This window comes from uncultured Anaerofustis sp., from assembly GCF_938029165.1.
Lineage (GTDB): Bacteria > Bacillota > Clostridia > Eubacteriales > Anaerofustaceae > Anaerofustis.
The window spans coordinates 162,847-188,082 of sequence record NZ_CALHFB010000050.1 but is presented as its reverse complement, the minus strand read 5'-3'; the positions used below and the strand labels follow the sequence as shown (position 1 = coordinate 188,082).

Genomic DNA, 25,236 nt, shown 5'->3' with positions numbered 1-25,236 from the left:
ATTTAAAATTTATGTAATTTTTATTTTATTAAATTTGTATGTAATACGTTAACCGCATCCTTTGCCTGTTTTGTATCTACAAGCACTGATACGGTCGTACTTGAGTCGGATGACTGATGTACAAAAATATTGTTTGAATAAAGTGCTGCAATTATTTTTGCGACTACTCCCGGAACGCCTTTCATTCTTCCCATTATGGTTATCTTTGTAAATCCGTCGCAGATAGTGTATTCAAGACCTATCTTGGACATTACTTCGTCAACTACGTTTTGTTTATCCGTATCTATGATAAATGTTTTTCTGTCAGGGAAAATGTTTATCATGTCGATAGATATTTCTTTTTCCGCAAGCAGATCGAATAGTCTGTCTTCTTTTTTAAGGTCGGTGAATTTGATATCTACCTGACTGCATCCGTCTATTTGTGTAACTGCAGAGAAATTCTTTTCGCTGTATATATCCTGAGAAACATCTTCTATCCTCGTTCCTCCGTAGTATCTTCCTTTCTGCGTATTTAATATAGCGATAGGTACATCTGCTTTCATTGCGTATTCCACCGCTCTCGGATGAATTACTTTGGCTCCGTATTCTGCAAGCTGGAATACTTCGTCGTAATCAACGGTTTCTATAAGCTCGGCATTTTCGACTACTCTAGGATCGGCTGTCATTACTCCGTCCACGTCGGTATATATTTCCACTAAGTCTGCATTCAGTGCCGCACCCAAAGCAGTAGCGGTAATGTCGCTGCCGCCTCTTCCGAGGGTCAGTATCTGTCCGCTTTTACTCATACCCTGGAATCCCGCAACTACGGGAACTACGTCTTGATTTAAAAGTTCCATGAGCCTGTTTGTATCTATGTTGACTATCTTACCGTCTCCGTAATTTTCATTAGTAACGATACCCGCTTGTCCGCCTGTAAGAGCTCTTGCATTTATGCCTTTTGCTCTTATTTCTTCACTTACCACGACAGTGGTTATGATTTCTCCGCATGTTGCAAGTAAGTCTTTGTTTCTAAGATTTGCTTTTTTCATATCGGGAAGAAGGCTTAAAAGCGAATCGGTCGCATATGGTTCCGGTTTTCTTCCCATAGCGGAAACTACAATGATAGGTTTGAACCCGTCATCAATGGCATCTATCATATTCTTTATGATCATACTTCTTGATTTCGCGGTGTTTACACTGGTTCCGCCGTATTTTTGCACTATAATTTTCATATTTGGACCCCTATAACTAATATTATTATTTTTCTAAATTGACCATTATTGTATCCATTCCTATTTTTACTATGCTCTCCCAAGGAATAGTCAAATATTCCACTTCCCCGGAAAAGAATTTTCTGGCTTTGCCCTGCGGAATTAATACTGCTTCTATTTTACCCTGTTTTTCATCTATTTTCAAGTCACAATTACCTAAAACACCCAATTTTTCGCCGTTATTTATGTTTACGATTATCCTGTTCTTCAACTCTTCTAAATGCATATAACTCACCTCATTTATATATATGAAGCAGGGCAGGTTTTTATAATAAATATGATATTAAATAATATAAAATATCATTACTTTAGTGTGATTTTTGAAAATAAATCTAAACCCATAAATATTGCTGCTGCAAAATGCTGAACAGCTTAAGAAAATAAGAAAATTATCAATAGAAAATCAAATGTTTCTTAAAGGTCTAATAACAGGTACTAATGAAACTTTTGGATACTCTGACAAAAAAGTCAGTATAAGTAAAAATAATATGCATTATAAAAATAATATGGTATTAAAAAAGAAAGCATTTCTGCTTTCTTTTTATTTTGTCTTTACTTTTAGTTCGATAAGCCTTTTGATGTCGCTTAAAACTTCTTCATTCAATAAGTCCAGTACCAGCCATGTGCCGAGTCCGCTGTTGGATTTGCTTTCTTTATATCTGTTCATGACATAATCGCTTGATGTATATATTATAGCTTCCGCTTCGGTTTCCAGTTTATTGCCGATGACCACCATTACTTTGGGTATATTCTTTTCGGGGTATACGACGCAAAGTGATTTGCTTCCTTTTTTATATTTAATGTTCCAGCCGGGTATGGCTGAACATTTGCTGTATTCAACGCTTTTTTTTGCATTGAATTTGTCACTTAAATATTTGCATAATTCTTCATAAAGGGGGCTTATCATATAATCTGACAGCTCTTTATCCGTGGGCTTTTGGTCGATAGGGTAAATTTCTTTCCATTCCATTTTTTAATAGTCTCCTTTTGTTTGGTGTTTTCCATGCGGTATCTCGGGCGCACTTCACCTTTCAGACTCCGCGCGCCCGAATACACCTTGATTTCTGCCTTATACACACTCTCTTAATGATTTAACTATATATCAAAATAAGTAATAATAAAAGCAAAATACTTTATATTAATAAATTATTAATATTTAATAAAATATCATCTTAAACCCCGCTGTGACCGAACCCTCCTTCACCTCTGTCTGTATTATCCAAACTTTCGACTTCCGTGAATTCTGCGGTCTCATGTTTTGCGATTACCATTTGGGCGATCTTCATTCCCGGTGTGACCGTAAAAGGTTCGTCTTTTAATGTGGTTATTATTATGCCTATCTCTCCTCTGTAGTCGCTGTCTATGGTCCCTATTCCGTTTACCAGTGTGACGCCGTGCTTTAAACTAAGTCCGCTCCTCGCTCTTATCTGTGCTTCGTAACCTATAGGGAGTTTTATATATATCCCTGTGGGTATCAAAGATATCTCACCTTGTCTGAGTATTATATCTTCATCTATATTTGCATATAAATCGGCTCCCGCACTGCCTTTTGTCGCATATTCAGGCAGGGGATACTTTGATTTATTTATTATTTCGACTTTTACATTTTTCATTCTTTTTCTCCTTAAAATATACTATAATAACATTATAGTTAAAATTAAAAGTTTTATCAATCAAAAGGGTTAAAAACATTTATAAATCCCGCCTAAAGTTGTTTACAAAAATATCCTTTTGTGATATAATTTTAAAGCTATGTACCTAAGGCTTAGTTATGAGCATCTCCGGCTTACTGCTAAGGTTTTAGGCGAATATAAATATTAAAAGGAGACTAAAATGTCAATAACAAAAGAAAAAAAACAAGAAGTAATCAGCAAATATCAAAAACACGAAAAGGATACAGGTTCACCTGAAATCCAAATCGCTATCTTGACAAGCAGGATCAATACTCTAAACGAACACTTCAAAAACAATCCTAAAGACCATCACTCAAGAAGAGGACTATTAATGATGGTAGGTAAGAGAAGAAGACTTTTAGATTATGTAGCTAAGAAAGATATCAATAAATACAGAGAAATAGTTAAAGAACTTAACTTAAGAAAATAATTAAGCATTTAAAAGGCGGATTTTTTCGCCTTTTTATAATATGGAGGAAAAAAATTAGATGAAGAAAGTGTTTAAAACTGATTTTTTAGGCAGAGAACTTTGTGTTGAAGTTGGAGAATTGGCACAAATGGCTAACGGTAGTGTTTTCATTTCATATGGAGATACTCAGATTTTAGTCAACGCATGTATGTCTAAAGAAGCAAAAGAGGGAATTGACTTTTTCCCGCTAAGCGTATTTTACGAAGAAAAAATGTATTCCGTTGGAAAAATTCCGGGGGGATTTTTAAAGAGAGAAGGAAGAGCAAGCGAAAAAGCTACTCTTACATGCAGACTTATCGACAGGCCTTTAAGACCTTTATTCGATAAAGGTTTCAGAAACGACGTTCAAATCGTCGCTACCGTTATGGGTGTGGATCAGGATAACTCACCGGAAATCACAAGTATCATAGGAGCATCTCTTGCTCTAGGTATTTCCGATATCCCGTTCGACGGTCCCGTTGGTGCAATCAATGTAGGTCTTATAGACGGAAAACTTGTTTATAATCCGACAAGCGACCAAAGAGACAACAGTGATTTAAATCTTACAGTTGCGGGAACCAGCGAAGCCGTACTTATGGTTGAAGCGGGCGCAAACGAAGTGAGCGAAGAAATCATGATAGACGCTATCATGGGGGCTCATGAACATATCAAAGAAATCATCAAATTCCAGGAAGAAATAATAAGAGAAGTCGGCGTGGAAAAAGCTGATATCACATACTACAGAACAAGCGAAGAAATCAAAGAAAAGATTTACGAAGAAGCTAAAAAAGGCTTCAGAGAAGCTTATGATATCCATGAAAAACAAGCCAGAGAAGACAGAGTGGAAGAAGTCAAGGCTGAAATTTTGGATAAATACTTGGAAGAATATCCCGACAACAAACTCGACTTTGAGGAAATATTCGCTAAATTATTAAAACAAATCGTCAGAGATATGATAACCAACGAAGGTATCAGACCTGACGGAAGAAAAGTAGATGAAATCAGACCTATTACATGCGAAGTAGGAAAGATAAGAAGAGCTCACGGCTCGGGACTTTTCACAAGAGGACAGACTCAGGTAATGTCTATGGCTACTCTCGGTGCTATAAGAGATGAACAGATAATCGACGGCATCGGAGAAGAAACAAGCAAAAAATATATTCACCACTATAATTTCCCTGCATACTCTGTAGGTGAAACGGGACCTATGAGAGGTCCGGGAAGAAGAGAGATAGGACACGGTGCTTTGGCTGAAAGAGCGCTTATCCCCGTACTTCCCGACCAAAAGGACTTCCCTTATACAATAAGAGTGGTTTCCGAAGTACTTGCTTCAAACGGTTCTACATCTCAGGCAAGTGTCTGCGGTTCTACATTATCTCTAATGGACGCAGGTGTTCCTATCAAATCGCCTGTAGCGGGTATCGCAATGGGTCTTATAAAGGAAGAAAGTAAAGTATCCGTTTTATCGGATATTCAGGGCGTTGAAGATTTCTACGGCGATATGGACTTTAAAGTTGCGGGAACAAGCGAAGGTATCACTGCTATCCAAATGGATATCAAAATCAAAGGTATAGATAAAGCTATACTTACAGAAGCTCTATCAAGAGCTAAAAAAGGCAGATTCCATATCTTAGGCAAAATGGAAGAAGCCATCACAGCTCCTAGAGAAGACGTAAGCAAATACGCTCCTAAAATCATGACTATGAAAATAGCCGAAGATAAAATCAAAGATGTCATCGGACCGGGCGGAAAGATGATAAATAAAATCATCGATGAAACAGGAGTTAAAATCGACATCTTGGACGATGGACAAACCTTCGTAAGTGCTGTGGATTTGGAAGATGCTAAAAAAGCGGTTCAAATAATCGAAGATATAACGAGAGAAGTAGAAGAAGGGGACACTTATGTAGGTAAAGTCGTAAGAGTAATGGACTTTGGTGCATTCGTGGAAATCCCGGGCGGAAAAGAAGGTCTCGTTCATATTTCAAAGATAGCTCACGAAAGGGTAAATAAAGTCACTGACGTTTTAAACGTAGGGGACGAAGTAAACGTAAAGGTCATCGAAATAGATAAACAAGGAAGGATAAACCTTTCAAGAAAAGCACTTCTTCCAAAACCAAAAAAAGAAGTCAAAGAAAATAAAGATGACAAAAAAGAAGAAAAAGTAAATGAATAAATAATTAAAAGCGAGGGTTAAACTTCGCTTTTAAAGCATATAAATAGTATTAAATGTATAAATAACGGAGGATATTATGACTACAATACAAGCCATAATTTTAGGTATAGTCCAGGGTCTTACGGAATTCCTTCCGGTAAGCAGTTCCGGACATTTGGTAATACTCCAGAATTTCATGGGTATCAGCGAAGGTTCTCTCGAATTTGCGATAGTGCTTCATCTTGGGACACTGCTTGCGGTAGTTATCGCATACTATGAATCCATATGGAATATGTTCAAGCAGTTTTTCCTAATGCTTGCGGATTTAATAACTCTTAAAGGACCTTGTTTTGAAAAGAGTAAATACAGAAAATACATAGTGTATATCCTTATGGCATCCATACCTGCGGGCATAGTTGGAGTTTTATTCGAAGATTTCATAAGCGAGAAGTTCGGTTCTATCATCATAGTAGGGTTTACTCTTCTTATTACCGGAGTACTCCTCGTTTTAGGCGATGCACTGGGTAAAAACAACAGGGGACATATAGAAAACGTAGGAGCGGGAAAAGCTTTCATTATTGGTATTTTCCAAATGTTCGCCATAACCCCGGGTATTTCAAGGTCGGGTTCTACTATAGTCGGCGGGCTTTTATCGGGGCTTAAAAAGGAAGAAGCCGTTGAGTTTTCATTCCTTATGTCTATCCCCGCAGTACTGGGTTCACTGTTACTTAAGATAAAAGACATAATCTCCATAGGAGCGACTACATCGTTTGTACCTCTTATAATAGGATTTTTCTGTTCTCTTGTGATAGGGTACTTCTCCATAGTCCTTCTTAATAATATCGTTAAGAAAGGCAAGCTTTACTATTTCTCCATTTACTGCTGGATAGTAGGTTTGGCGCTTATTATATATCAGGTATTGATTACGATATAATTTTATGTATAAATAATATACACCCCATAATTATGATAAAAATTGAAGGATTGAAAAAGACACCTATATCGGGTGCCTTTTTTTGTTTTAATAATATTTTTTAATTAATTACTTTTTCCTCTTATATTAAAATATCCATGTTTATTTTAATTGGATAGGGCAGGGAGGATATATTCCGCTACAAATCCTATCCTGTCTTTTGCGTTCATCATAAAAGACGAAGTCATTGCTATGACGGTATTCAAGTCAGGTATAACGCATATCATATTTCCTCCGTCCCCGAGAGCGCAATACATCCTTATAGGTGCATTGTAAATCAAATACCACATATATCCGTAGCCGTTCTGATTTTCCTTTAAGGTCTTGTCTATCCATTCCTCGGATACTATCCTTTTTCCTTTGTATTCTCCATTGTTTAAATAAAGCTCTCCGATTTTTGCCATATCCCTCGTGCTCAGTTTAAGTCCGAAACCTCCCGCAGAAATCCCCATGGGGTCATTTGCCCAGCCTTCTATTTTTTCTCCGAACAGAGTATCAAAACTGAATTCTTTGGTGTCGTTATGATTTATTTCTTCCATATCCATAGGCTTAAATAAATACTTATTTGCAAATTCCTTTGCAGACATTCCCGAAGCTTTAGTTAAAATGGCGGAAAGAAGATGAGCACTCATGGTGGAATACTTGAATTTACCTTTTTCTCCGTTGCCGTCAATGCTCTCAAGTGCATATCTTATCCAGTCTTCGCTTCTTGTAAAGTCTTCAAGGGGTTCCATGTACTCTTCAAAGGTGTATGGGACGGTCATAGTAAGTAGGTCTTTTATCGTGATTTTATCTCTGATTTCATTTTTATCTATGAAGTCATATTCTTTGAAAAAATCCATTACTTTTTGATTTTCATCTTCCATAAATCCCTTATCTATGGCTATGCCAATCAGTATTGATAATATGCTTTTCGTTACCGAGGCTATGTGCGTCTTTTGGTTTTCATTGCTCTCACCGAAGTATTTTTCATATATCATTTCACCGTCTTTGGATATTACTATCCCCTCCGTGTTAGAGTATTCTTTCTTTATTATATCTTCTATTTTTAAAAGTAAATCATATTTGCTCCCTGACTTTTCAGGAATAATGTTCTTATTATTTTCCATTTTAAATTTTCCTTTTGTAATTATTAATGGTACCATAATAACAACTTATCATGATTAAAAAGCATATTCAAGAAAATTTTTAAAATATATTTTATAGTAATTAGTAGTTTAACTATTGATACAAAGACTAAAACAAAAAATTATAGATATTCAATGAAAGCATATAAAAATACTTAGAAGCGATTTTGTAGGGGAGCTTTGATTCCAAGGGTAAAAAGTGCAAATAAAAAGCAGCTTTTAGCTGCTTTTTTATAGTTCGTATATGTATGATATTATATCTTCATAATTCCCGTCATCTTTTAAGTATCCCTTTGGTATTACTCCCAGCTTTTTAAATCCGAGGCTTTCATAAAGATGTATAGCACCTTTGTTGGATCTTACCACCGCGTTGAACTGAAGTATTTTAAAATCAAGCTCCCTTGCCTTTTTTAGAGAATGCTTTACAAGCTCTCTTCCTATATGCTTTCCTCTGATTTTTTTATCCACAGCATAACTTGCGTTTGCGATATGAGCACACCTTCCCACGTTGTTGGGGTGGAGTATATATATCCCCGCTACTTTATCATCAAGCTTTGCCGTTCCCGTAAAGCTTTGAGAAGCGAAAAATTCAAGACCTTCATCTCTTTTCATTTCTTCCGTCTGAGGAAATGCATTTGCTTCTCTTACCACTTCATTCCAGATTGCAAGAGCGGTATTTAAATCTTCTTCTTTTAATTCAGTTATTGTTACTTCCATAGTCACACTGCCTTTATTCTTCCACATTCCAAACTTTATCCAAGCTTATACCGCTCTTTTTAAGTATACACTTTGCATTTTCCCATTTTCCTATGTCTTTCTTTGAATGAGCGTCGCTTCCCACCGCATAGGTTATGTTTATCCCGCTTTCTTCTATGAGCCTTATATCCTCTTCGTTAAGCTTACTTTGTGTGTCGTTTATTTCCAGTATCACATCATGCTTTTCCGCCGCTTTCGCAAGCTCTATTATGTCTATGGGTCCTCTCGTGTCGGGGTGTGTTATCATCTTTAAAGGATACTTTTCTATTGCTTTTATAAGTGCATTTGTATTTATCCTCGTCTGTCTTTTCCTGAACCAGCCGAACTTTGAACATAAAGTATTCATTATCTGCATATTAAAAAATGTACTTATATCCTTTGGTATGGACATCAAATGGATACCGCAGTACAAGACTTCCACGATTTCCAGAAGTTCCTCGTCCACGTCCAAATCTCCCTTCATGGAAATCACGTTTGCTTCCATTCCCATTAAAATTTCCATATCAGGGTATTTTTTTCTAAGTTCCAGTATTTCTTTTTTCATATCCATATAAGTAGCGTTGGTATTTTTTCTCGCTACCATATGCCCCGGTCCGTGTTCGCTGATGATGATTTTTTTCATACCTTTCTCTCTTGCGGCGATGACGTTGTCTTCTATGGTCCCCGTCCCGTGAGAATAAATGGTATGACAATGTATTTCTGCTGTTAGTTTCATTTAGATATTCTTTCTTCAATCCTTTCTAATATGAAAGAAGCAATTTCTTCGCTTTTAATGCTTTTTACTTTTTCTCCCTTTTCAAAAAAGACCGCATTCCCGTCTCCGCAGGCAACTCCCATGTCCGCTTCTTTTGCTTCTCCCGGACCGTTTACCGCACAGCCCATGACCGCTACGGTAATAGGTTCCTTTATGTGTCTTGTTTTTTCCTTTATCTCTTTTACTATGGACAGAGTATCTGTTTTACATCTTCCGCATGTAGGGCATGATACCACTCTTACTCCTTCGTCCAAAAGCCCGAGGCTTATGAGTATCTCTCTTCCCACGACTACTTCGTCTCTGCTGTCACCGGTCAAGGAAACTCTTATGGTATCTCCGATACCGTCTTTTAAAAGACTGCCAAGCCCTATGCTTGAACGGACTATCCCTCCAAGCTCCGCTCCCGCTTCCGTAACTCCCAAATGAAGGGGATAAGAGTATTTTTCTCTGAAAAGCCTGTTTGCGTCTATTGTAGTTACTACGTCGCTTGATTTAATGGATAATACAATATTGTCATATCCGAATTCGTTGAAGTAAGCGATACTTCTGTATGCACTTTCAACCAAGGCTTCCGGGGTAGGGTGTCCGTACTTTTCCAGTAAGTCTTTTTCCAGACTTCCGGAGTTTACGCCTATCCTAACGGGTATATCGTAGTCTTTAAGACATTTTACGACTTCCCTTACTCTTTCTTTGCCTCCGATGTTGCCGGGGTTTATCCTGACTTTATGAACACCGTTTTTTATGGCTTCTATAGCTACTCTGTAGTCGAAATGGATATCCGCTACAAAGGGTATGTTTGTATTTTTTACTATCTTCGGTATGACTTTTGCGGCTTCCATATTCGGTATGGTGCCTCTTATTATGTCACATCCCAGCATTTCCAGTTCGTTTATTTCATCTATTATTGACTTGTAATCGGTAGGCGGTAATTTAAGCATTGACTGCACCATAATAGGATTTCCTCCGCCGATTATCTTGTTACCGATTTTTACTGCGTTTGTTTTCTTCATCTTATAACTCCTAGAAAAGTTTTATTACATCCTGTACAGCAACGAATACCGCGAATGCCATAAGTAATACAAATCCCACAAAATGTATCATTCCTTCTTTTTCCCTGTTGATAGGGGAGCCTTTTATCATTTCTATAAAGCAGAACAATATCCTGCTGCCGTCCAAAGCGGGTATGGGAAGTAAATTGAATATACCTATATTTATCGTAAGCAGAGCCGTTATGTTAAGCAGTATACTAAACCCAGCACCCACCGCTTCGTTGATAACTCCCGCGACACCTATGGGACCCGACAGCTGATTTATGCCTATAGCGCCTCTGATTAGGTCTATTAAGGCTTTGAACGTAACATATATATAAGTTCCGAAGGCTTTTACAGAACTCTTTACAGTCCCGATAAAGCTCTTTGAATAGGTAGGGTTTATACCGACTTTATATGAATTCGTTGCACTGTCCAGCTTCGGCGTTACCGTAGTATCCTTTAATTCTCCGCTTTCTGTCTTATAAGTGACCTTTAATTCTCTTCCTTTTGAAGAGTTTATGGTGTTTGATATGTCTTCCCATTTGGTTATCTTCGTATCGTTTATCTTAACAAAAGTGTCGCCTTCTCTAAGTCCCGCCGTATATGCGGGATTATTTTCAAGAACTTTTCCTATGGTCGTGGTGGGCTCAGTCCCCATTACTCCGTAAACAACCATCAATATGATGATAGCTGATAAAAGGTTCATTCCCGCACCTGCCGCAAAAACGAGTATCCTTTTAAAAGGGGAGATAGAGTTTAGGCTGCCTTCTCCCGTTTCTTCTTCGTCTTCATCTTCGCCGTACATCTTGCAGTAGCCGCCGATAGGCAGGAGCCTAAGCGAATAAAGGGTTTCGTCTTTTCCTTTTTTCTTAAAAATAAGTGGTCCCATCCCGATAGAAAATTCTTCCACGATGACACCACATTTCTTTGCCACGATGAAGTGACCGAATTCATGAGTTGATATTAGTACTCCGAATATTAACAGAGTATATATTATAGTTGATAAGCTCAAATTTTTTCTCTCCTAAAAAGTAAACATATTCAGCACGATGTATACATAGAAAAATGTTCCCGCCAAAGAAAATAGTGTGCCGTCTATTCTGTCCAGGACTCCTCCGTGACCGGGGATTATCCAGCCGTAGTCTTTGACGTCGAATTTCCTTTTTACCATGGAAGCCGTAAGGTCTCCGAACTGGCTCAGTATACTATTTATTGTTGCCATTATTATACAGTCTATTAAAGAAATGTCAATAATATTATAATTTATGAATATAAAATGTAATATCATTCCCGCCAAAATACCGAAAACAAGCCCTGCGATACTTCCTTCTATGCTTTTCTTGGGGCTTATCTTAGGGCATAATTTATGTTTACCGAACTTTATACCAAACAGGTATGCAAAAGAATCGGTAGCAATGGTTATGACTTCCGCAAAAATAATAAGTGCAAGTCCCTCTATATTGTTCATTTTACTTAACATCAGTACCATAAATGAAAGGATAAGAGAAATGTATATCAGACCGAATATAGAGTATATCGTCGTATCCGCGTCAAATTTCTTGTCCAGTATATTTATCATCGATATGAGAATGATCATTATAGGTATGGAAGGTATCACCAAATTGAAATCCTTCATAGCGAATATCAAAAGCAGTGTACCCGATAATATATATATTATCTTGGATAAATCAAGGTGTTTCCCGTTATCATCTATAACGTTTATATATTCGTACAGCGACATTATATTCAAAAAGAATGCAAGTACGAAAAACGCCTTGTTACCTATTATTATAGCTATGATCAAAAGTAAAATCATTATAAGGGAACTTATTAATCTTTTTGCCAATTTATTTCACCAATCCTCCAAATCTTCTTTCTTTATGCTGGAAAGAGTAAATGGCTTTATGTAATTCTTCTTTAGTAAAATCAGGCCAAAGCGTATCGCAGAAATAAAGTTCGCTGTAAGCTATCTGCCATAATAAGAAATTGCTTATCCTTATATCTCCGCCCGTCCTTATGAGTAAATCCACTTCCGTGTTATCACTGTTATATAAATATTTACTAAATAATTCTTCGTCTAAATCGCAAGCGTCAATTCCCTCTTTTATAATTTCTTTTGCTGCATTTACGATTTCTTTTCTTCCACCATAATTAAGGGCAATATGAACATTGAGACCGCTGCCGTTTTTTGTCCTCTCGATAGTGTCGTTCATACTTAGTCTGGTCTTTTCCGGCATAGAGCTTATGTCTCCGATAAAGTCCATTTTGACATTTTCCTTTATTAGGTCGTCGGTTTCTTTATTTAAATATTCCACTACCAAGTTCATGATAGTCGTTACCTCGTCCTTTGGTCTCTTCCAGTTTTCGGTGGAAAAGGCATAAAGTGTGAGGTGCTTTATATTTAAATCATTTACTGCTCTTATTATGTCTTTGACCGTCTTAGCTCCGAATTTATGTCCGAAACTCCTTATTTTGCCCTTTTGTTTTGCCCATCTGCCGTTACCGTCCATGATAATGGCAAGATGGGTTGGCATATTGTCTTTATCCAGTTTTATGTTATTCATATTTTTTATCCTTATAACTATATTAAGAGAATAAATTAAATAGTCGTGATTTCTTTTTCTTTGTCTTTGATTTTTTTATCTACTTCTTTGATATAGTCATTGGTTAGTTTCTGCATTTCATCTTCTGCATCTTTAAGGCTGTCTTCTGTAAGTTCACCCTTTTTTTGTTCGTCTTTTAGAGTTTGAATAGTATGTCTTCTTATATTCCTTACCGCTACTTTTGCGTTTTCGCCTTCTTTTTGTGCAAGCTTAACCAGTTCTTTTCTTCTTTCTTCCGTTAACTGAGGGATAACGAGTCTTATGACTTTTCCGTCGTTTGAAGGATTAAGTCCGAGGTCAGAACTCATTATGGCTTTTTCTATAAGTCCCAGAGCCGATTGGTCCCAAGGCTGAACCGTAAGTGTTCTCGGTTCCGGAGCGGATATGCTTGCCATTTGGTTTACGGGGGTAGGGGTTCCGTAATAATCTACCATTATCCTGTCTAACATCTTTGGGTTTGCTCTTCCTGCTCTTAGAGCATTTAAATTGGATTGAAGGTTTTCAACTGCTTTTACCATTTTTTCTTTAGCTTGATTTTGTACTTTTTTACTCATATCATCTTCTCCTTTATTTTATTATTGTTCCTATTTTCTCTCCGCATACAACTTTTTCGATATTTTCAGGAGGATCTATTGCAAATATCAATAACGGTATATCGTTATCCATACAAAGTGAAGCCGCCGTAGAGTCGATCACTTTAAGTCCCTGATCTAAAATATCAAGGTAAGTAAGCTCGTCGTATTTTATCGCGTCATCGTGTTCGTTAGGGTCTTTATTGTATACTCCGTCGATGTTCTTTGCCGATAATATAGCTTCCGCTTCTATTTCCGCAGCTCTTAGTGAAGCCGCAGTATCGGTAGAGAAGAATGGATTTCCTGTACCTGAAGCAAATATAACTATCCTTCCTTTTTCAAGATGTCTGATAGCTCTTCTTCTTATGTAGCTTTCCGATATCTGTCTCATTTCGATGGCACTTTGTACCCTTACTTGAAGGTCTAATTGTTCAAGGCTGTCCTGAAGTGCAAGAGCGTTCATTACGGTCGCGAGCATACCGATATAATCTGCCGTTGCTCTGTCCATGCCTTCACCGGTCCTTCCTCTCCAGAAGTTTCCGCCTCCTACTACGATAGCTATTTCAACGCCCATGTCATGACATTTTTTTATGTGTTTGCTGATGTTATTTATAACCTGTGTGTTAAGCCCGAATTTGTTATCTCCTGCAAGAGCTTCGCCGCTTACTTTTAATATAATCCTCTTGTACTTTGGTTCCATAAAATACTCCTATCTATATTAAGTTATTCTTTATATATAATACAATAAATACTCAAATAAAACAACAAAAAAAGAACACAACTAAAGTTTAATTGTGTTCTTCAAGTCTTATTATTCACCTAATTGTTTTTGGATTTCTTCCGCGAAGTTTTCTTCTTTCTTTTCTAAACCTTCGCCTGTTTCAAAACGTACGAATTTGTTGATTTTGATGTTGGCGCCTGTTTCTTTGTTTACTTTTTGAATATATTGTTCAACCGTTAAATCAGAATCCTGAACGTAACCTTGGTCTAATAAACAAACTTCTTTAAGTTCTTTTTTTAGTCTTCCGATAATCATTTTTTCGATGATATTGTCAGGTTTTTCAGGGTTTTCTGTTTTAGCTTGGTGAAGTAAGATTTCTTTTTCCGAATTTATATAATCTTCGGGAACTTCTGCGTCTGAAACGTATTTAGGGTTCATAGCCGCTATTTGCATAGCTATGTTTCTAAGACAAGCTTTTACTTCATCGTCTACTTTATCACAGCTTGCTTCAACCAAAGCACCGATTTTTCCGTTTCCGTGGATATATGAAGCGATGCATCCGTCAGATACGACTTTCTTAAATCTTCTGATGTTTAAGTTTTCACCGATAACTGCGATTTTTTCGTTCAATGCTTCTTTTACTGATTTTCCTGCTTCTTTTAACCAGCCTTCCGATAAGAATTTTTCTACATCATCGGTTTCTGTTTCCATAGCTTGGTCAGCAACGTCTTTAACGAAGTTTTGGAAATCGTCGTTTTTAGCAACGAAGTCCGTTTCAGAGTTTACTTCAACGATACTTGCAGTCTTGCCGTCTTCTTTAACGCTGATTTTTACAGCGCCTTCAGCGGCAATTCTTCCTGCTTTTTTGCTTGCTGCAGCAAGTCCTTTTTCTCTTAAATATACGATGGCTTTTTCGATGTCACCTGCGGTTTCAACCAATGCTTTTTTGCAGTCCATCATGCCAACGCCTGTTTTTTCTCTAAGTTCTTTAATAAGTTTAGTTGTAATTGCCATAATTATATCCCCTTATATTTTTATTCGTTAGCTTCTGTATCAGCTTCTGCCGAAGCTTCTTCCATTTGTTCGCCTTGTTTTCCTTCTAAAATAGCGTTAGCCATTGTTGAAGCGATCAATGATACGGCTCTGATAGCATCGTCATTTCCCGGTATTGGGTAATCGATTTCGTCAGGGTCACAGTTTGTATCAACGATAGCAACGATCGGAATATTAAGCTTTTTAGCTTCAGCTATAGCAATTCTTTCTTTCTTAGGGTCGATTACGAATAATGCTGATGGAAGTTTTTCCATGTGTTTGATACCGCCTAAGAATTTTTCAAGTTTATCTCTTTGGTTTTTAAGTAAAATAACTTCTTTTTTAGGAAGGACATCAAATGTTCCGTCTTGTTCCATTTCGTTTAATTCATGAAGTCTTTTAATTCTTTTTGAAATTGTTTGGAAGTTTGTCAGTGTACCACCTAACCATCTTTGGTTGATGAAGTGACTTCCGCATTTTGTAGCTTCTGTTTTAACAGCATCCTGAGCTTGTTTTTTTGTTCCGATGAATAAGATTTCTCCGCCTTCTTCCGCGATACTTCTTACGAATTTACAAGCGTCATCCACTAAACCTACGGTTTGCTGTAAGTCGATGATGTAGATACCGTTTCTTTCCGTGAAGATGAATTTTTTCATCTTAGGGTTCCATCTTCTTGTTTGATGTCCGAATTGAACACCTGCTTCTAATAATTGTTTCATTTGAATGTAACTCATTCTTTTTCCTCCTTGGTTTTTCCTTGACGTGCTTTATTCTCACCTTTCGGCACCAAAGAATTTCAGGCACATCTGTGATTTTTTGTTAACCTTGTATATAATAGCATAAGAAAATTTTATATTCAAGGAATTTTTAATATTTTTTACCAAAAAACCTTTATTTATCAAGGTTTTCTAATGTTTTGCTTTTATTTATCTTAGTTATTATATTTGCTCTTTTATTATATTTTAAATCAAGTGAAATTTTATGATATATTTCGGTAATATAGTGTTTACAAAAAAATATATAAAATGTAGATTTTTGATTTACGCATCTCTAAGAAATGCGACGAAAAATGCAAAAACAAAAAAGATAGTTGTTATGTTTCAATCCCTGCACCCCTGTGTGGGGTGCGCCCCCGACTTTACAGCATTTTCATGCTGAACTTTTAGTTTCAATCCACGCATCCCGTGTGGGGTGCGACTTAAATCCAATTTGTCCTGAAATATGAGGTACGTTTCAACCCACGCATCATAACACATTGGTACAACTATTTATTATTTAGCAATGTTTTTTTCTTAATTACATTTCAATTTATATACAACATGATATTATTGATGGGACCTCACAATTATTAATTATAAATATAGAGTTTTATTGCAATATTAAAAACCAAATGCGAGCAGTATCTATTAAATATGTAACTTTTCACGACTCAATAAAATGCCGCCGCGATGATATGCAAGTGTAACTTTTGCATCCCTTTTAGCAACTGCTTTAGCCTCCGCGGCTTGAGCGGAGATTTTTTCGTCCTTTTTTATCTTTAAAAAAGGACATATTACCTTTTACTTATCCGTCCTGCGTAAAAATTCAAAGAATGCAAATATAATGGATATGACCGTAAGAACTGCAACTATCAATTCCGATACGTTATTCGCATATTCCGCGCTTGCGGGGCTAATAACGCCCAAAATCAAAAAATATGTACACCACACGACGCCCTGTGCCAATAGAAACAAAACGATGTATTTAAGTATATTTGAAATTTTCTCTAAAATCTTCTTGGTTGCTTCTATTTTTTCTTGTGTATAAGACTTTATTATTTTTGACTTTATCGCTCCTCCTATAAAACCTATTGTGATACCGACGGAAACAGCCAAGCTTAGATTAAAAAGTATGTTCATATGATTTCTTCTTTCTTTTTTTCTTATTCTACCACATTTTGTTGAAAAGCTTTTATATATTTAAAGCATTAATATTATAAGTCTTAAAATTTTTTATTGTTCACAATTATTTGCATTGTCGAAATATGAAAAATAATGTATAATATAACTAAGTTATAATACTTAAGGAAGAAGAGCTGCGAACCCTAAGCTCACATTTTTTAATAATTTGTAAATCCTTTTAAATAGCGGGGTTAAAAAAAGTAATTTTAAATATTATATTTTATTAAGTGTCTGTAATAGGCTATTTGAAAGGATTTGTAGAGTCGCACCTCGTAAGGGGTGCGTGGATTGAAACATACCATTTCCTATATTATTTAATAATTCTTCCCGTCGCACCTCGTAAGGGGTGCGTGGATTAAATAACAATATGTACTTTTGAAAACAAAAGTACCAAAATTTCCGCTCCAGCCGCGGAGGCTAAAGCTGTCGCTAAAAGGGATGCAAAAGTTAAACTTGAATATCATCGCGGCGGCATTTTATTGAGTTGTGAATAGTTACATATTTAATAGATACTGTTCATATTTGATTTTTAACATTGCAATAAAACTTTATGTCCAGAATGAATAAGTATAAAGTCGCACTAATATATTGTGCGTGGGTTGAAACGATTGTTTCACAATTCCCGATACATATGACAAAGTCGCACCTCTCAGGAGATGCATGGATAAAACTAAATTAGTAACACCTTTAAGGTGTTATTTTTATGTTTTGATGATATTGAATTATTTTGATATTTAAATCATTCGTTATCTTTATTTTTACAAACCGGATTAATTTGAATTTATCTTCATATTAAACTTTTATTCTCATAATATTTATTATGAAAAAAAATAAATCTTTAAAAATCATTATTATAATATTAAGTATTATTTTTATGGGGCTTCTTATATTTACATTTGTTTTCGATACGAATACTTTTAACGTAGCCAATATAAGCGATAATCTACCGCCGAATATAAATGAGCTATTAAAAAAGGATTATGGCAAAAGTAATTACCGCTTGTCAAAAGGGGGAGTGAGTATTGATATAGAAAGGGTATTGAATGAAAAGTATTTCATAACATACTCTTGGATGAGCGGAAATCAAAGCTCGTTTTATATAGTCTTCCTTGTTGAAAATGAAAATAAAAACCCTATAAGTAACCACAAAGTCAATAATTTAAAAGTCATCGACAACATGGGTATGGAATATAAGCCTACCGCATTTTTCTTCGACGACTATCCCGTCGATGAACCTTTAAAGTATAAGGAAACTTTGAATGTGAAATTCCTGCCTTTCAACGATAACGTTAAAAGCATAACCGTTACTTTCAATTATGCAGGAAACGATTATAAGTTTAAAAATATCCCAATTTAAAAAGAGCCCTCAGGCTCTTTTTTTGTAAACTAAAAACACCTTTTAAAAAGGTGCTTTCAGTAAAATTAAAATAAACAAAATATAATATTTACAAGTATATTATATGCAAAATTACATCCCTCTATACTGTAAAGCTTCACTAATATGTGAAGAACTTATATTTTCACATCCATCCAAGTCCGCAATAGTCCTTGCGAGCTTGAGTATCCTATGATATCCTCTCGCCGATAAATTTAAATTATCGAAGGCCATTTTCATCAGTTTTTCCTCTTCTTCTCCGATTTTACACCACTTTTCAATCATACTCGGTGTAAGCATTGAGTTGAAGAGTACATTTGTTCCTTTATATCTTTCAAGCTGTATCTCTCTTGCTCTGTTTACTCTTTTCCTTATTTCTTTGCTGCTTTCGGATTTTTTGCTGTTTATCCTCAGCTTTTCATAATCCTGCCTTGGCACTTTTACTTGTATATCTATCCTGTCAAGAAGCGGTCCGGAAATCTTATTTTTATATTTTTCTTTTTGAAAATCCGAACAGGTACATTCTATTTTGCTGTCTCCAAGATATCCGCACGGACACGGATTCATGCTTGCAAGGAGCATAAAGTCCGCAGGATAAGTAAGGGAAGCATATACTCTCGATATATTTACTATCCCATCTTCAAGAGGCTGGCGAAGGACTTCCAAAGCTTTTTTTTGAAACTCCGGAAATTCATCGAGGAACAATACTCCCAGATGAGCAAGGCTCACTTCTCCGGGATTTGGTATCCTTCCGCCTCCTATTAAAGATACGTCGGAAATCGTGTGGTGTGGGCTTCTGAATGGTCTTGAAGCTATCAGCGGCGTATCTTTTTTCAAAAGTCCGGATACCGAATACACTTTCGTTACCTCCAAACTTTCTTCCAGTGTCATTTTGGGTAGGATAGTCGAAAATCTTTTTGCAAGCATCGTTTTCCCGCTTCCCGGAGGACCGACCATGAGCATGTTATGTGCTCCCGCTGCCGCGATCTCCATTGCTCTTTTTACGCTTTCCTGTCCTTTTACATCAGAAAAATCCAAGTCACTTTCTATTTCATGATTTTTTAAAAAGTCGTCTTTATCTGTTGTTATATATTCTAAATCCTTTCTGCCGTTTACATGGTTTATCACTTCCATCAGTTTCTCGGCAGGGTATATTTTCATTTCGTCAATGATTGAGGCTTCTTTTGCGTTCTCTTTGGGCAGTATTATATTGGTTATCCCGTTTTTCTTTGCTTCCATTACCATAGGGAGCACTCCGTCGACTCCGCGAAGGGTTCCGTCCAAAGAAAGTTCTCCGAGGAATAAATACTTATTTAAATCTATCTTTGAGAATATCTGAGTAGATGACATAAGTATCCCCACCGCCATCGGCAGATCGTAGTAGGTCCCTTCTTTTCTTATCCCTGCGGGAGCAAGATTGACTGTTATCTTTCCCATAGGGATTTGAAATGAATTGTTCTTTATTGCGGAAAATACTCTTTCCTTAGATTCTTTTACCGCTATATCTCCAAGTCCCACGACAGAGATAGACGGAAGTGCTTTATTTAATATATCTATTTCTACGCTTACTATTATGCCGTCAATTCCTACGATACTTCCCGAAAATAATTTGCTGAACATTATCTTGACCCCTGTTTGTCCTTTTTTTATATAATAATAGAACATTCGTTCTTCGTCAAGGGGTTAGTCGAAAGTGGTCACTTTTTAGTCACAAACATAGAAAAATGTCGAAAAAAATAGGATAAAAACAAGTAAAAATCTTATAAAAAATAAAAACTCTTACTTAACAAGAGTTTTTAAAGTATATTTATTTTATAGGATTTTTATATATGAATTAAATAATTATAGAGTTTGATATTAAATTTTATATAAGTATCATATTGAATTAATTATGATCTTGATTACACACTTATTTTATATTACTTAAAATTTTATTATAAAAAATAAATCTGAATTTGATTGTTATTTGAAAAGTAATATTTAGATAAAATAGATTTTGATTTGACTTTTATTAAAAAAAATATGAAAGTCATTCTTTATAGTGAAATTATTAAGACATATTATAAACTTATCTTTTACATAAAGGGAAGATAGCTAATTATATTATGATATGTAAAATCCTTTTTATATAAAATAAAAAAGACACCTTAAAGGTGTCTTAAATATATTCTAAATTATTCAGCTACATCTACAACAGTTACGTCTTTATATGTTCCGCATGCTTTACATACTCTGTGTGGAGCCTTTACTTCTCCGCATTTAGGACATACGCTTGCTGTAGGCATTTCAAGTTTATAACTGTTAGCTCTTTTTTTATCTCTTCTTGCTTTTGAAATTTTTCTCTTTGGTACTGCCATGATTATTCACCTCCTAGTTTTCACCTTCGCCCTTTAATAGTTTTTCCAGTGCCGCAAATTTGGGATTTATCTGATTATCCTTACAATTACAGCTTTCTTTGTTTAGGTTTATACCACATTCTGGACAAAGGCCTAAACAATCATCTTTACATAAAACTTTATTTGGCATATTTAATAAAATTTGTTCTTTAACAGTTTCCTCAAGGTCTATACCTTCTTTATCACTGCTCTCGATTTCTTTTATATCATACTGCTTGACTAAAGTAAACTCTTCTTCCTTTTTTATATCGATAAGACATCTGTCGCACTCTCCGGTATAGTAATAATTTACTTTAGCACCGAGTTTTAACATGTCTAAATCGATCAGCACATTTCCCTTAACTTTGATGGGGGAGAATGTAAAGTCATTATAATCAAATCCGTCAAGAGTTTCATCGATCATAATACTTCTATCTTTATCATCCAAGATTTTCTTAAGCCTTATAATCAACTTGATACCTCCTAGCGTCACAGTAAGAATTATTATACTTGTTTAAATAAAATTTGTCAAGATTTTATCTTTAATTCATCTCTAAATTTACTAGCTTAAAATCTCCATTGTTTCTTTGGCTATCATTAGTTCTTCGTTTGTAGGTATTACCATGCAAGTCGTTTTGGAACCTTCTTTTGTGATAATGGTATCTTTACCTCTTACATCGTTTGCTTTTTCATCGAAATCAACGCCGAAATATTCCATATCTTTAAGTATCGCTTCTCTTACCACAGTAGCGTTTTCACCGATACCGCCTGTGAATGCGATAGCGTCAACTCCGTTCATTGCCGCTGTATAAGAACCGATAGTGGTTTTTACTCTGTATACGAAGATATCGAATGCAAGTTTTGCTCTTTCGTTTCCGCTGTCTTTTGCGTCTGTGATATCTCTGAAATCGGAAGATACTCCCGATACACCGAGAAGTCCCGATTCTTTGTTTAAAATATCTTCAACTTCTTTTGGAGACTTGTTTTCTTTTTCGCAAAGGAAAGGTACGATAGAAGGATCTATAGAACCGCTTCTCGTTCCCATTTCAAGTCCGTCAAGAGGCGTAAAGCCCATTGAGTTTTCTATACATTTACCTTTTTTAACAGCCGATACGCTTGCTCCGTTTCCAAGGTGACAAACGATTATCTTCAAATCTTCGATATCTTTACCCAGCATTTTTGCCGCTTTAGCCGAAACGTATTGATGCGAAATACCGTGGAAACCGTATTTTCTTATGCCATACTTTTCATAATATTCATATGGGATAGGATACATGTAAGCTTCTTTAGGTATTGTTCTATGGAATGATGTATCGAATACACAAACCATTTCCTTACCGGGGAATACTTCCTTACATCCGAGAAGTCCCATAACTTGTCCCGGTATATGAAGAGGCGCAAGTTCTGCACATGATTCAAGTCCTTTTATAACTTCATCGTCTGCTTTTATGGAAGTGTTGTATTTTTCTCCTCCGGTAGTTATCCTGTGACCTATGGAAGCTATTTCGTCAAGGCTCTTTATCACTCCGTAATTTTCATCTATCAATGCTTTAACAAGGATTTGTAAAGCTTCTTTATGCGTAGGCATGTCTTCGTTAAATACTACATCGTCTTTTCCCGGTTGCTTATGAGTTAAAACACCTTCACTCATTCCTATTCTTTCAGCTACACCGTTTGCCAAAACATTTTCGTTCTCCATATCGATAAGCTGATATTTCAGAGACGAGCTTCCGCAGTTAATTACAAGAACTTTCATCTATATATTTTCCTCCTAAAATCTGGTTTTAATATTTATTATTAAAATAGTACACTTTATTTTATACCCTTTTATTTGTTTTGTAAATAAAATTTTATTAAGTATTCATCTATATTTCAAATATTTTCATTAAAATCACAAAAACACTAATTACTTTTAAGTTTATATGATAAAATATAATAAATAACGAAAACTCAAGAAAAAAGGAGACAGAATATGAGTACAGTGTTAATAATAATTTTAGTGGTTGTGGCTTTACTTGTTGTTTATTTGATAACATGCTACAACTCATTCGTAAAACTTAACAATAAAATCAAGGAAGCTTATGCGACGATGGATGTGTATCTTAAGAAAAGATATGACCTCATACCAAACCTTGTTGAAACCGTAAAAGGTTATGCAAAACATGAACAGGGGACTTTGGAAAAAGTTATCCAGGCTAGAAACATGGCTATGAATGCGGGAAGCGTAGATGAAAAAGTAGAGGGTGAAAATATTTTGAGCGGAACGCTTAAATCCTTGTTTGCTTTATCTGAAAGTTATCCCGACTTAAAGGCAAACGAGAACTTCGTTTCTCTTCAGGCTGACCTAAATAGAATGGAAGAAGAAATCGCTTCTTCAAGAAAATACTACAATGCTATAGTAAATACTTTCAATACAAAAACCGAAGTATTCCCAAGCAACCTAATTGCAAATATGTTCGGTTTCAGCGTAAAACCACTGTTTGAAGTTGAAAACGAAAATGAAAGACAAAACGTAAAAGTAGAATTTTAATTATTTAAGGGATAAAGAGGGAAAATGAAAAAATTTGGCAAACTTGTATTTGCTTTGATACTTTCATTGTTCTTATTTGTTCCTTTTAGCAGTGTATCTGCAAGAGAATATTTTACTATCGATAACTACGATATCGATATGAAGGTAAACGAAGATAACAGCTATACTGTGAAGGAAACGATAAATGTGGATTTCGGAGAAAATGAAAGGCATGGTCTGTTCAGGACCATACCTACGATTTCTTCCGCTACGAGAACGATAGACGGTAAAGAAGTAAAAAAGACTCATGTGATAAAAGTTAAAGATATAAGCGTAAACAGCGATTATACCAAGGAAAGCGGTCTGGGAGACATATCTCTTCAAATAGGTAATGAAGATGAATATGTTACCGGGAAGCAGACTTATGTGATAGGGTATACTTATGTCGTTGGAAATGACGGGATAAAGGATTTTGATGATGTATATTACAATTTGATAGGTAATGAATGGGATACTACCATAGACAGGGTAGAATTCAAAATACATATGCCTAAGGATTTTGATACCAAGCTCATCAACTTTACATCCGGTCAGTATGGTAATAAAGGAAATAATGTAAAGTATAAAATCAACGGTAATGTAGTAAGCGGATATACGACTTCTAAGCTGTATAACAACGAAAGCCTTACAGTCAGGATAGAACTTCCGGAAGGTTACTTTACAGCCGCACCTTCAAACAATAAATTTTTTGATTTTGTTTTCTTGGGCATAGCGGGTATTATTTTATTATTATCTGTTTTTATATCCATGAAATTCGGAAGAGATGAAAAAATTATAAAGACTGTGGAATTTTATCCTCCGGATAATATGACTCCGGCTGAAGTCGGATATATTGCGGGTAATTCACTCAGTAAAAAAAATCTTACTTCTTTGATAGTTTACTTTGCTTCCAAAGGGTATTTGAAAATCAAAGAATTAGGCGAAGATGAACTTGAATTTATAAAGGTAAAAGATTTGCCGGAGGATGTTAAACCTTTTGAAAGAAGGATTTTCAGCGGTTTATTCAAAGGAGAAAAGGATAAGGTAAAATTATCCGAGCTTAAATACAAATTCAGTGAAACACTTTCAATAGCGAGTGATGACTTAAACTCCGAATTTTCAGGCAAAAAGAGATTAAGCGATAAAAAAGCGACAAAGTTCCAGGTAATACTTGGTATAATGATATCACTGGCGGCATTTATAAATGTATTCTATTTTTCATATCAGGCACTTTATTCCCTTATGGGAAGTCTGGTATTAGGTGCATTCGGACTTGTCGTTTTTGGACTACTCAGCTTATGGATAATAGGTGCTATAGACGGGATGCATAAGGGTGCTACGAATGGCAGAAGGATGAGTATAATAGCCGCAACGGTCATTTTTATCCTTTTAAGTGCTATCTCTGCATTTTTGATTTCGAGATTATCCGACGGCGGGCTTATGTTCTTTATAGCAAATATATTCCTTCTTATCAGTTCTTATTTTGCGGGACTTACGTATAAAAGAAGCAAATATTCGGACAGCGTCATAGGAAAGATCTTAGGTTTTAAAGATTTTCTTATAGTAGCCGAGAAAGAAAAGTTCGAAGCTTTGGTAAATGAAAATCCTTCATATTTTTATGATGTCATGCCATATGCTTTTGTACTTAATATAAGTGATAAATGGATGGATAAATTCAAGGGTATCGAAATCGAAGCACCTGATTGGTATACTCCATACGGACATGATGTATTTTGGGATTATTATATGATGACTCATTTATATCATCATATGTATTTTATGAATGAAACTGCTTCGGCGGTAGAATTCGATAACGACAGCGGCGGCTTCGGCGGAGGTTTCTCCGGCGGTGGCGGATTTTCGGGAGGCGGCTTCGGCGGCGGTGGCGGCGGAAGCTGGTAGA

26 protein-coding genes are annotated in these 25,236 nt (G+C 35.9%); 6 read left to right on the top strand and 20 right to left on the bottom strand.

All coding sequences use genetic code 11. The features are described from left to right. Positions 1-20: 20 nt before the first annotated feature. The 4 genes from dapG to dut form a co-directional block, all read right to left on the bottom strand. Positions 21-1,211: an aspartate kinase gene (dapG, locus tag Q0516_RS09940; RefSeq protein ID WP_117532613.1), complete on the bottom strand. Its 1,191-nt coding sequence runs from the start codon at positions 1,209-1,211 to the stop codon at positions 21-23. 25 nt (positions 1,212-1,236) lie between these two features. Continuing rightward, positions 1,237-1,476 (bottom strand): YlmC/YmxH family sporulation protein, encoded by a 240-nt coding sequence (locus Q0516_RS09935; RefSeq protein ID WP_257479781.1) that lies wholly within the window; start codon positions 1,474-1,476, stop codon positions 1,237-1,239. A 315-nt stretch (positions 1,477-1,791) separates the two neighbouring features. Continuing rightward, positions 1,792-2,220 carry a DUF3788 domain-containing protein gene (locus Q0516_RS09930; protein WP_294465441.1) on the bottom strand — a complete coding sequence of 143 codons (429 nt, stop codon included), beginning with the start codon at positions 2,218-2,220 and terminating at the stop codon, positions 1,792-1,794. Positions 2,221-2,422: 202 nt separating this feature from the next. Further along, positions 2,423-2,863 (bottom strand): dUTP diphosphatase, encoded by a 441-nt coding sequence (gene dut, locus Q0516_RS09925; protein ID WP_294465436.1) that lies wholly within the window; start codon positions 2,861-2,863, stop codon positions 2,423-2,425. Positions 2,864-3,089: 226 nt separating this feature from the next. Here dut and rpsO point away from each other — a divergent pair, with 226 nt between their 5' ends. The 3 genes from rpsO to uppP all read left to right on the top strand — a co-directional run bounded on the left by rpsO (position 3,090) and on the right by uppP (position 6,460). After that, positions 3,090-3,353 carry a 30S ribosomal protein S15 gene (rpsO, locus tag Q0516_RS09920; protein WP_083781750.1) on the top strand — a complete coding sequence of 88 codons (264 nt, stop codon included), beginning with the start codon at positions 3,090-3,092 and terminating at the stop codon, positions 3,351-3,353. A 58-nt stretch (positions 3,354-3,411) separates the two neighbouring features. After that, positions 3,412-5,547, top strand: coding sequence for a polyribonucleotide nucleotidyltransferase (gene pnp / locus Q0516_RS09915; RefSeq protein ID WP_294465433.1), 2,136 nt, complete (start codon positions 3,412-3,414; stop codon positions 5,545-5,547). A gap of 76 nt (positions 5,548-5,623) precedes the next feature. Then, positions 5,624-6,460, top strand: a complete 837-nt coding sequence (uppP, locus tag Q0516_RS09910) for an undecaprenyl-diphosphatase UppP (RefSeq protein WP_257479785.1) — start codon at positions 5,624-5,626, stop codon at positions 6,458-6,460. Between the two features lie 146 nt (positions 6,461-6,606). Here uppP and Q0516_RS09905 read toward each other — a convergent pair whose 3' ends face one another. The 12 genes from Q0516_RS09905 to Q0516_RS09850 form a co-directional block, all read right to left on the bottom strand. Continuing rightward, complete coding sequence (locus tag Q0516_RS09905; RefSeq protein ID WP_294465430.1) at positions 6,607-7,608, bottom strand: serine hydrolase; 1,002 nt, start codon at positions 7,606-7,608, stop codon at positions 6,607-6,609. A gap of 249 nt (positions 7,609-7,857) precedes the next feature. Next, a complete protein-coding gene (locus tag Q0516_RS09900; protein ID WP_294465650.1) occupies positions 7,858-8,343 on the bottom strand; it encodes a GNAT family N-acetyltransferase in 486 nt (161 codons plus the stop codon). A 13-nt stretch (positions 8,344-8,356) separates the two neighbouring features. Further along, positions 8,357-9,097 (bottom strand): PHP domain-containing protein, encoded by a 741-nt coding sequence (locus Q0516_RS09895; RefSeq protein WP_294465426.1) that lies wholly within the window; start codon positions 9,095-9,097, stop codon positions 8,357-8,359. Further along, on the bottom strand, positions 9,094-10,146 hold the full coding sequence (gene ispG, locus Q0516_RS09890) for a flavodoxin-dependent (E)-4-hydroxy-3-methylbut-2-enyl-diphosphate synthase (RefSeq protein WP_294465424.1): 1,053 nt from the start codon (positions 10,144-10,146) through the stop codon (positions 9,094-9,096). The genes Q0516_RS09895 and ispG overlap by 4 nt, the downstream gene beginning before the upstream one ends. A gap of 10 nt (positions 10,147-10,156) precedes the next feature. Then, positions 10,157-11,179 carry an RIP metalloprotease RseP gene (rseP, locus tag Q0516_RS09885; protein ID WP_294465421.1) on the bottom strand — a complete coding sequence of 341 codons (1,023 nt, stop codon included), beginning with the start codon at positions 11,177-11,179 and terminating at the stop codon, positions 10,157-10,159. A gap of 12 nt (positions 11,180-11,191) precedes the next feature. After that, a complete protein-coding gene (locus Q0516_RS09880) occupies positions 11,192-12,013 on the bottom strand; it encodes a phosphatidate cytidylyltransferase (protein WP_294465419.1) in 822 nt (273 codons plus the stop codon). A gap of 1 nt (position 12,014) precedes the next feature. Further along, positions 12,015-12,731 carry an isoprenyl transferase gene (locus Q0516_RS09875; RefSeq protein WP_257479790.1) on the bottom strand — a complete coding sequence of 239 codons (717 nt, stop codon included), beginning with the start codon at positions 12,729-12,731 and terminating at the stop codon, positions 12,015-12,017. Between the two features lie 35 nt (positions 12,732-12,766). After that, positions 12,767-13,324, bottom strand: coding sequence for a ribosome recycling factor (gene frr, locus Q0516_RS09870; protein ID WP_294465416.1), 558 nt, complete (start codon positions 13,322-13,324; stop codon positions 12,767-12,769). A 13-nt stretch (positions 13,325-13,337) separates the two neighbouring features. Then, positions 13,338-14,042 (bottom strand): UMP kinase, encoded by a 705-nt coding sequence (pyrH, locus tag Q0516_RS09865; protein WP_007049718.1) that lies wholly within the window; start codon positions 14,040-14,042, stop codon positions 13,338-13,340. Positions 14,043-14,153: 111 nt separating this feature from the next. Further along, positions 14,154-15,077 carry a translation elongation factor Ts gene (gene tsf / locus Q0516_RS09860; protein ID WP_294465412.1) on the bottom strand — a complete coding sequence of 308 codons (924 nt, stop codon included), beginning with the start codon at positions 15,075-15,077 and terminating at the stop codon, positions 14,154-14,156. Between the two features lie 20 nt (positions 15,078-15,097). Beyond that, positions 15,098-15,829 (bottom strand): 30S ribosomal protein S2, encoded by a 732-nt coding sequence (gene rpsB / locus Q0516_RS09855; protein WP_257479793.1) that lies wholly within the window; start codon positions 15,827-15,829, stop codon positions 15,098-15,100. An 825-nt stretch (positions 15,830-16,654) separates the two neighbouring features. Then, complete coding sequence (locus tag Q0516_RS09850; RefSeq protein WP_294465409.1) at positions 16,655-16,993, bottom strand: transporter; 339 nt, start codon at positions 16,991-16,993, stop codon at positions 16,655-16,657. Positions 16,994-17,855: 862 nt separating this feature from the next. Between Q0516_RS09850 and Q0516_RS09845 the strand changes: the two genes are divergently transcribed. Beyond that, complete coding sequence (locus Q0516_RS09845; protein WP_294465407.1) at positions 17,856-18,392, top strand: hypothetical protein; 537 nt, start codon at positions 17,856-17,858, stop codon at positions 18,390-18,392. Positions 18,393-18,503: 111 nt separating this feature from the next. Here the strand turns inward: Q0516_RS09845 and Q0516_RS09840 are convergent, their stop codons facing one another. The 4 genes from Q0516_RS09840 to Q0516_RS09825 all read right to left on the bottom strand — a co-directional run bounded on the left by Q0516_RS09840 (position 18,504) and on the right by Q0516_RS09825 (position 22,541). Beyond that, on the bottom strand, positions 18,504-20,030 hold the full coding sequence (locus Q0516_RS09840) for a YifB family Mg chelatase-like AAA ATPase (protein WP_294465404.1): 1,527 nt from the start codon (positions 20,028-20,030) through the stop codon (positions 18,504-18,506). A 554-nt stretch (positions 20,031-20,584) separates the two neighbouring features. After that, a complete protein-coding gene (gene rpmF, locus Q0516_RS09835) occupies positions 20,585-20,767 on the bottom strand; it encodes a 50S ribosomal protein L32 (protein ID WP_007049712.1) in 183 nt (60 codons plus the stop codon). A gap of 13 nt (positions 20,768-20,780) precedes the next feature. Continuing rightward, a complete protein-coding gene (locus Q0516_RS09830) occupies positions 20,781-21,257 on the bottom strand; it encodes a DUF177 domain-containing protein (RefSeq protein WP_294465401.1) in 477 nt (158 codons plus the stop codon). Between the two features lie 90 nt (positions 21,258-21,347). Continuing rightward, positions 21,348-22,541: an acetate kinase gene (locus Q0516_RS09825; RefSeq protein ID WP_294465400.1), complete on the bottom strand. Its 1,194-nt coding sequence runs from the start codon at positions 22,539-22,541 to the stop codon at positions 21,348-21,350. Between the two features lie 216 nt (positions 22,542-22,757). Between Q0516_RS09825 and Q0516_RS09820 the strand changes: the two genes are divergently transcribed. Beyond that, on the top strand, positions 22,758-23,315 hold the full coding sequence (locus Q0516_RS09820; protein WP_294465398.1) for a LemA family protein: 558 nt from the start codon (positions 22,758-22,760) through the stop codon (positions 23,313-23,315). Positions 23,316-23,339: 24 nt separating this feature from the next. Further along, on the top strand, positions 23,340-25,235 hold the full coding sequence (locus tag Q0516_RS09815; protein WP_294465396.1) for a DUF2207 domain-containing protein: 1,896 nt from the start codon (positions 23,340-23,342) through the stop codon (positions 25,233-25,235). Position 25,236: the final 1 nt, after the last annotated feature.

Coding starts and splice junctions, on each gene's coding strand:
- Q0516_RS09900 (WP_294465650.1), bottom strand. CDS start 8,343: ATGGAAGTAACAATAACTGAATTAAAAGAAGAAGATTTAAATACCGCT.
- Q0516_RS09935 (WP_257479781.1), bottom strand. CDS start 1,476: ATGCATTTAGAAGAGTTGAAGAACAGGATAATCGTAAACATAAATAAC.
- Q0516_RS09930 (WP_294465441.1), bottom strand. CDS start 2,220: ATGGAATGGAAAGAAATTTACCCTATCGACCAAAAGCCCACGGATAAA.
- dapG (WP_117532613.1), bottom strand. CDS start 1,211: ATGAAAATTATAGTGCAAAAATACGGCGGAACCAGTGTAAACACCGCG.
- pyrH (WP_007049718.1), bottom strand. CDS start 14,042: ATGGAACCAAAGTACAAGAGGATTATATTAAAAGTAAGCGGCGAAGCT.
- Q0516_RS09875 (WP_257479790.1), bottom strand. CDS start 12,731: ATGAATAACATAAAACTGGATAAAGACAATATGCCAACCCATCTTGCC.
- pnp (WP_294465433.1), top strand. CDS start 3,412: ATGAAGAAAGTGTTTAAAACTGATTTTTTAGGCAGAGAACTTTGTGTT.
- Q0516_RS09815 (WP_294465396.1), top strand. CDS start 23,340: ATGAAAAAATTTGGCAAACTTGTATTTGCTTTGATACTTTCATTGTTC.
- frr (WP_294465416.1), bottom strand. CDS start 13,324: ATGAGTAAAAAAGTACAAAATCAAGCTAAAGAAAAAATGGTAAAAGCA.
- tsf (WP_294465412.1), bottom strand. CDS start 15,077: ATGGCAATTACAACTAAACTTATTAAAGAACTTAGAGAAAAAACAGGC.
- Q0516_RS09825 (WP_294465400.1), bottom strand. CDS start 22,541: ATGAAAGTTCTTGTAATTAACTGCGGAAGCTCGTCTCTGAAATATCAG.
- Q0516_RS09895 (WP_294465426.1), bottom strand. CDS start 9,097: ATGAAACTAACAGCAGAAATACATTGTCATACCATTTATTCTCACGGG.
- Q0516_RS09840 (WP_294465404.1), bottom strand. CDS start 20,030: ATGTTCAGCAAATTATTTTCGGGAAGTATCGTAGGAATTGACGGCATA.
- uppP (WP_257479785.1), top strand. CDS start 5,624: ATGACTACAATACAAGCCATAATTTTAGGTATAGTCCAGGGTCTTACG.
- rpmF (WP_007049712.1), bottom strand. CDS start 20,767: ATGGCAGTACCAAAGAGAAAAATTTCAAAAGCAAGAAGAGATAAAAAA.
- ispG (WP_294465424.1), bottom strand. CDS start 10,146: ATGAAGAAAACAAACGCAGTAAAAATCGGTAACAAGATAATCGGCGGA.
- dut (WP_294465436.1), bottom strand. CDS start 2,863: ATGAAAAATGTAAAAGTCGAAATAATAAATAAATCAAAGTATCCCCTG.
- Q0516_RS09850 (WP_294465409.1), bottom strand. CDS start 16,993: ATGAACATACTTTTTAATCTAAGCTTGGCTGTTTCCGTCGGTATCACA.
- rpsB (WP_257479793.1), bottom strand. CDS start 15,829: ATGAGTTACATTCAAATGAAACAATTATTAGAAGCAGGTGTTCAATTC.
- Q0516_RS09820 (WP_294465398.1), top strand. CDS start 22,758: ATGAGTACAGTGTTAATAATAATTTTAGTGGTTGTGGCTTTACTTGTT.
- Q0516_RS09845 (WP_294465407.1), top strand. CDS start 17,856: ATGAAAAAAAATAAATCTTTAAAAATCATTATTATAATATTAAGTATT.
- Q0516_RS09905 (WP_294465430.1), bottom strand. CDS start 7,608: ATGGAAAATAATAAGAACATTATTCCTGAAAAGTCAGGGAGCAAATAT.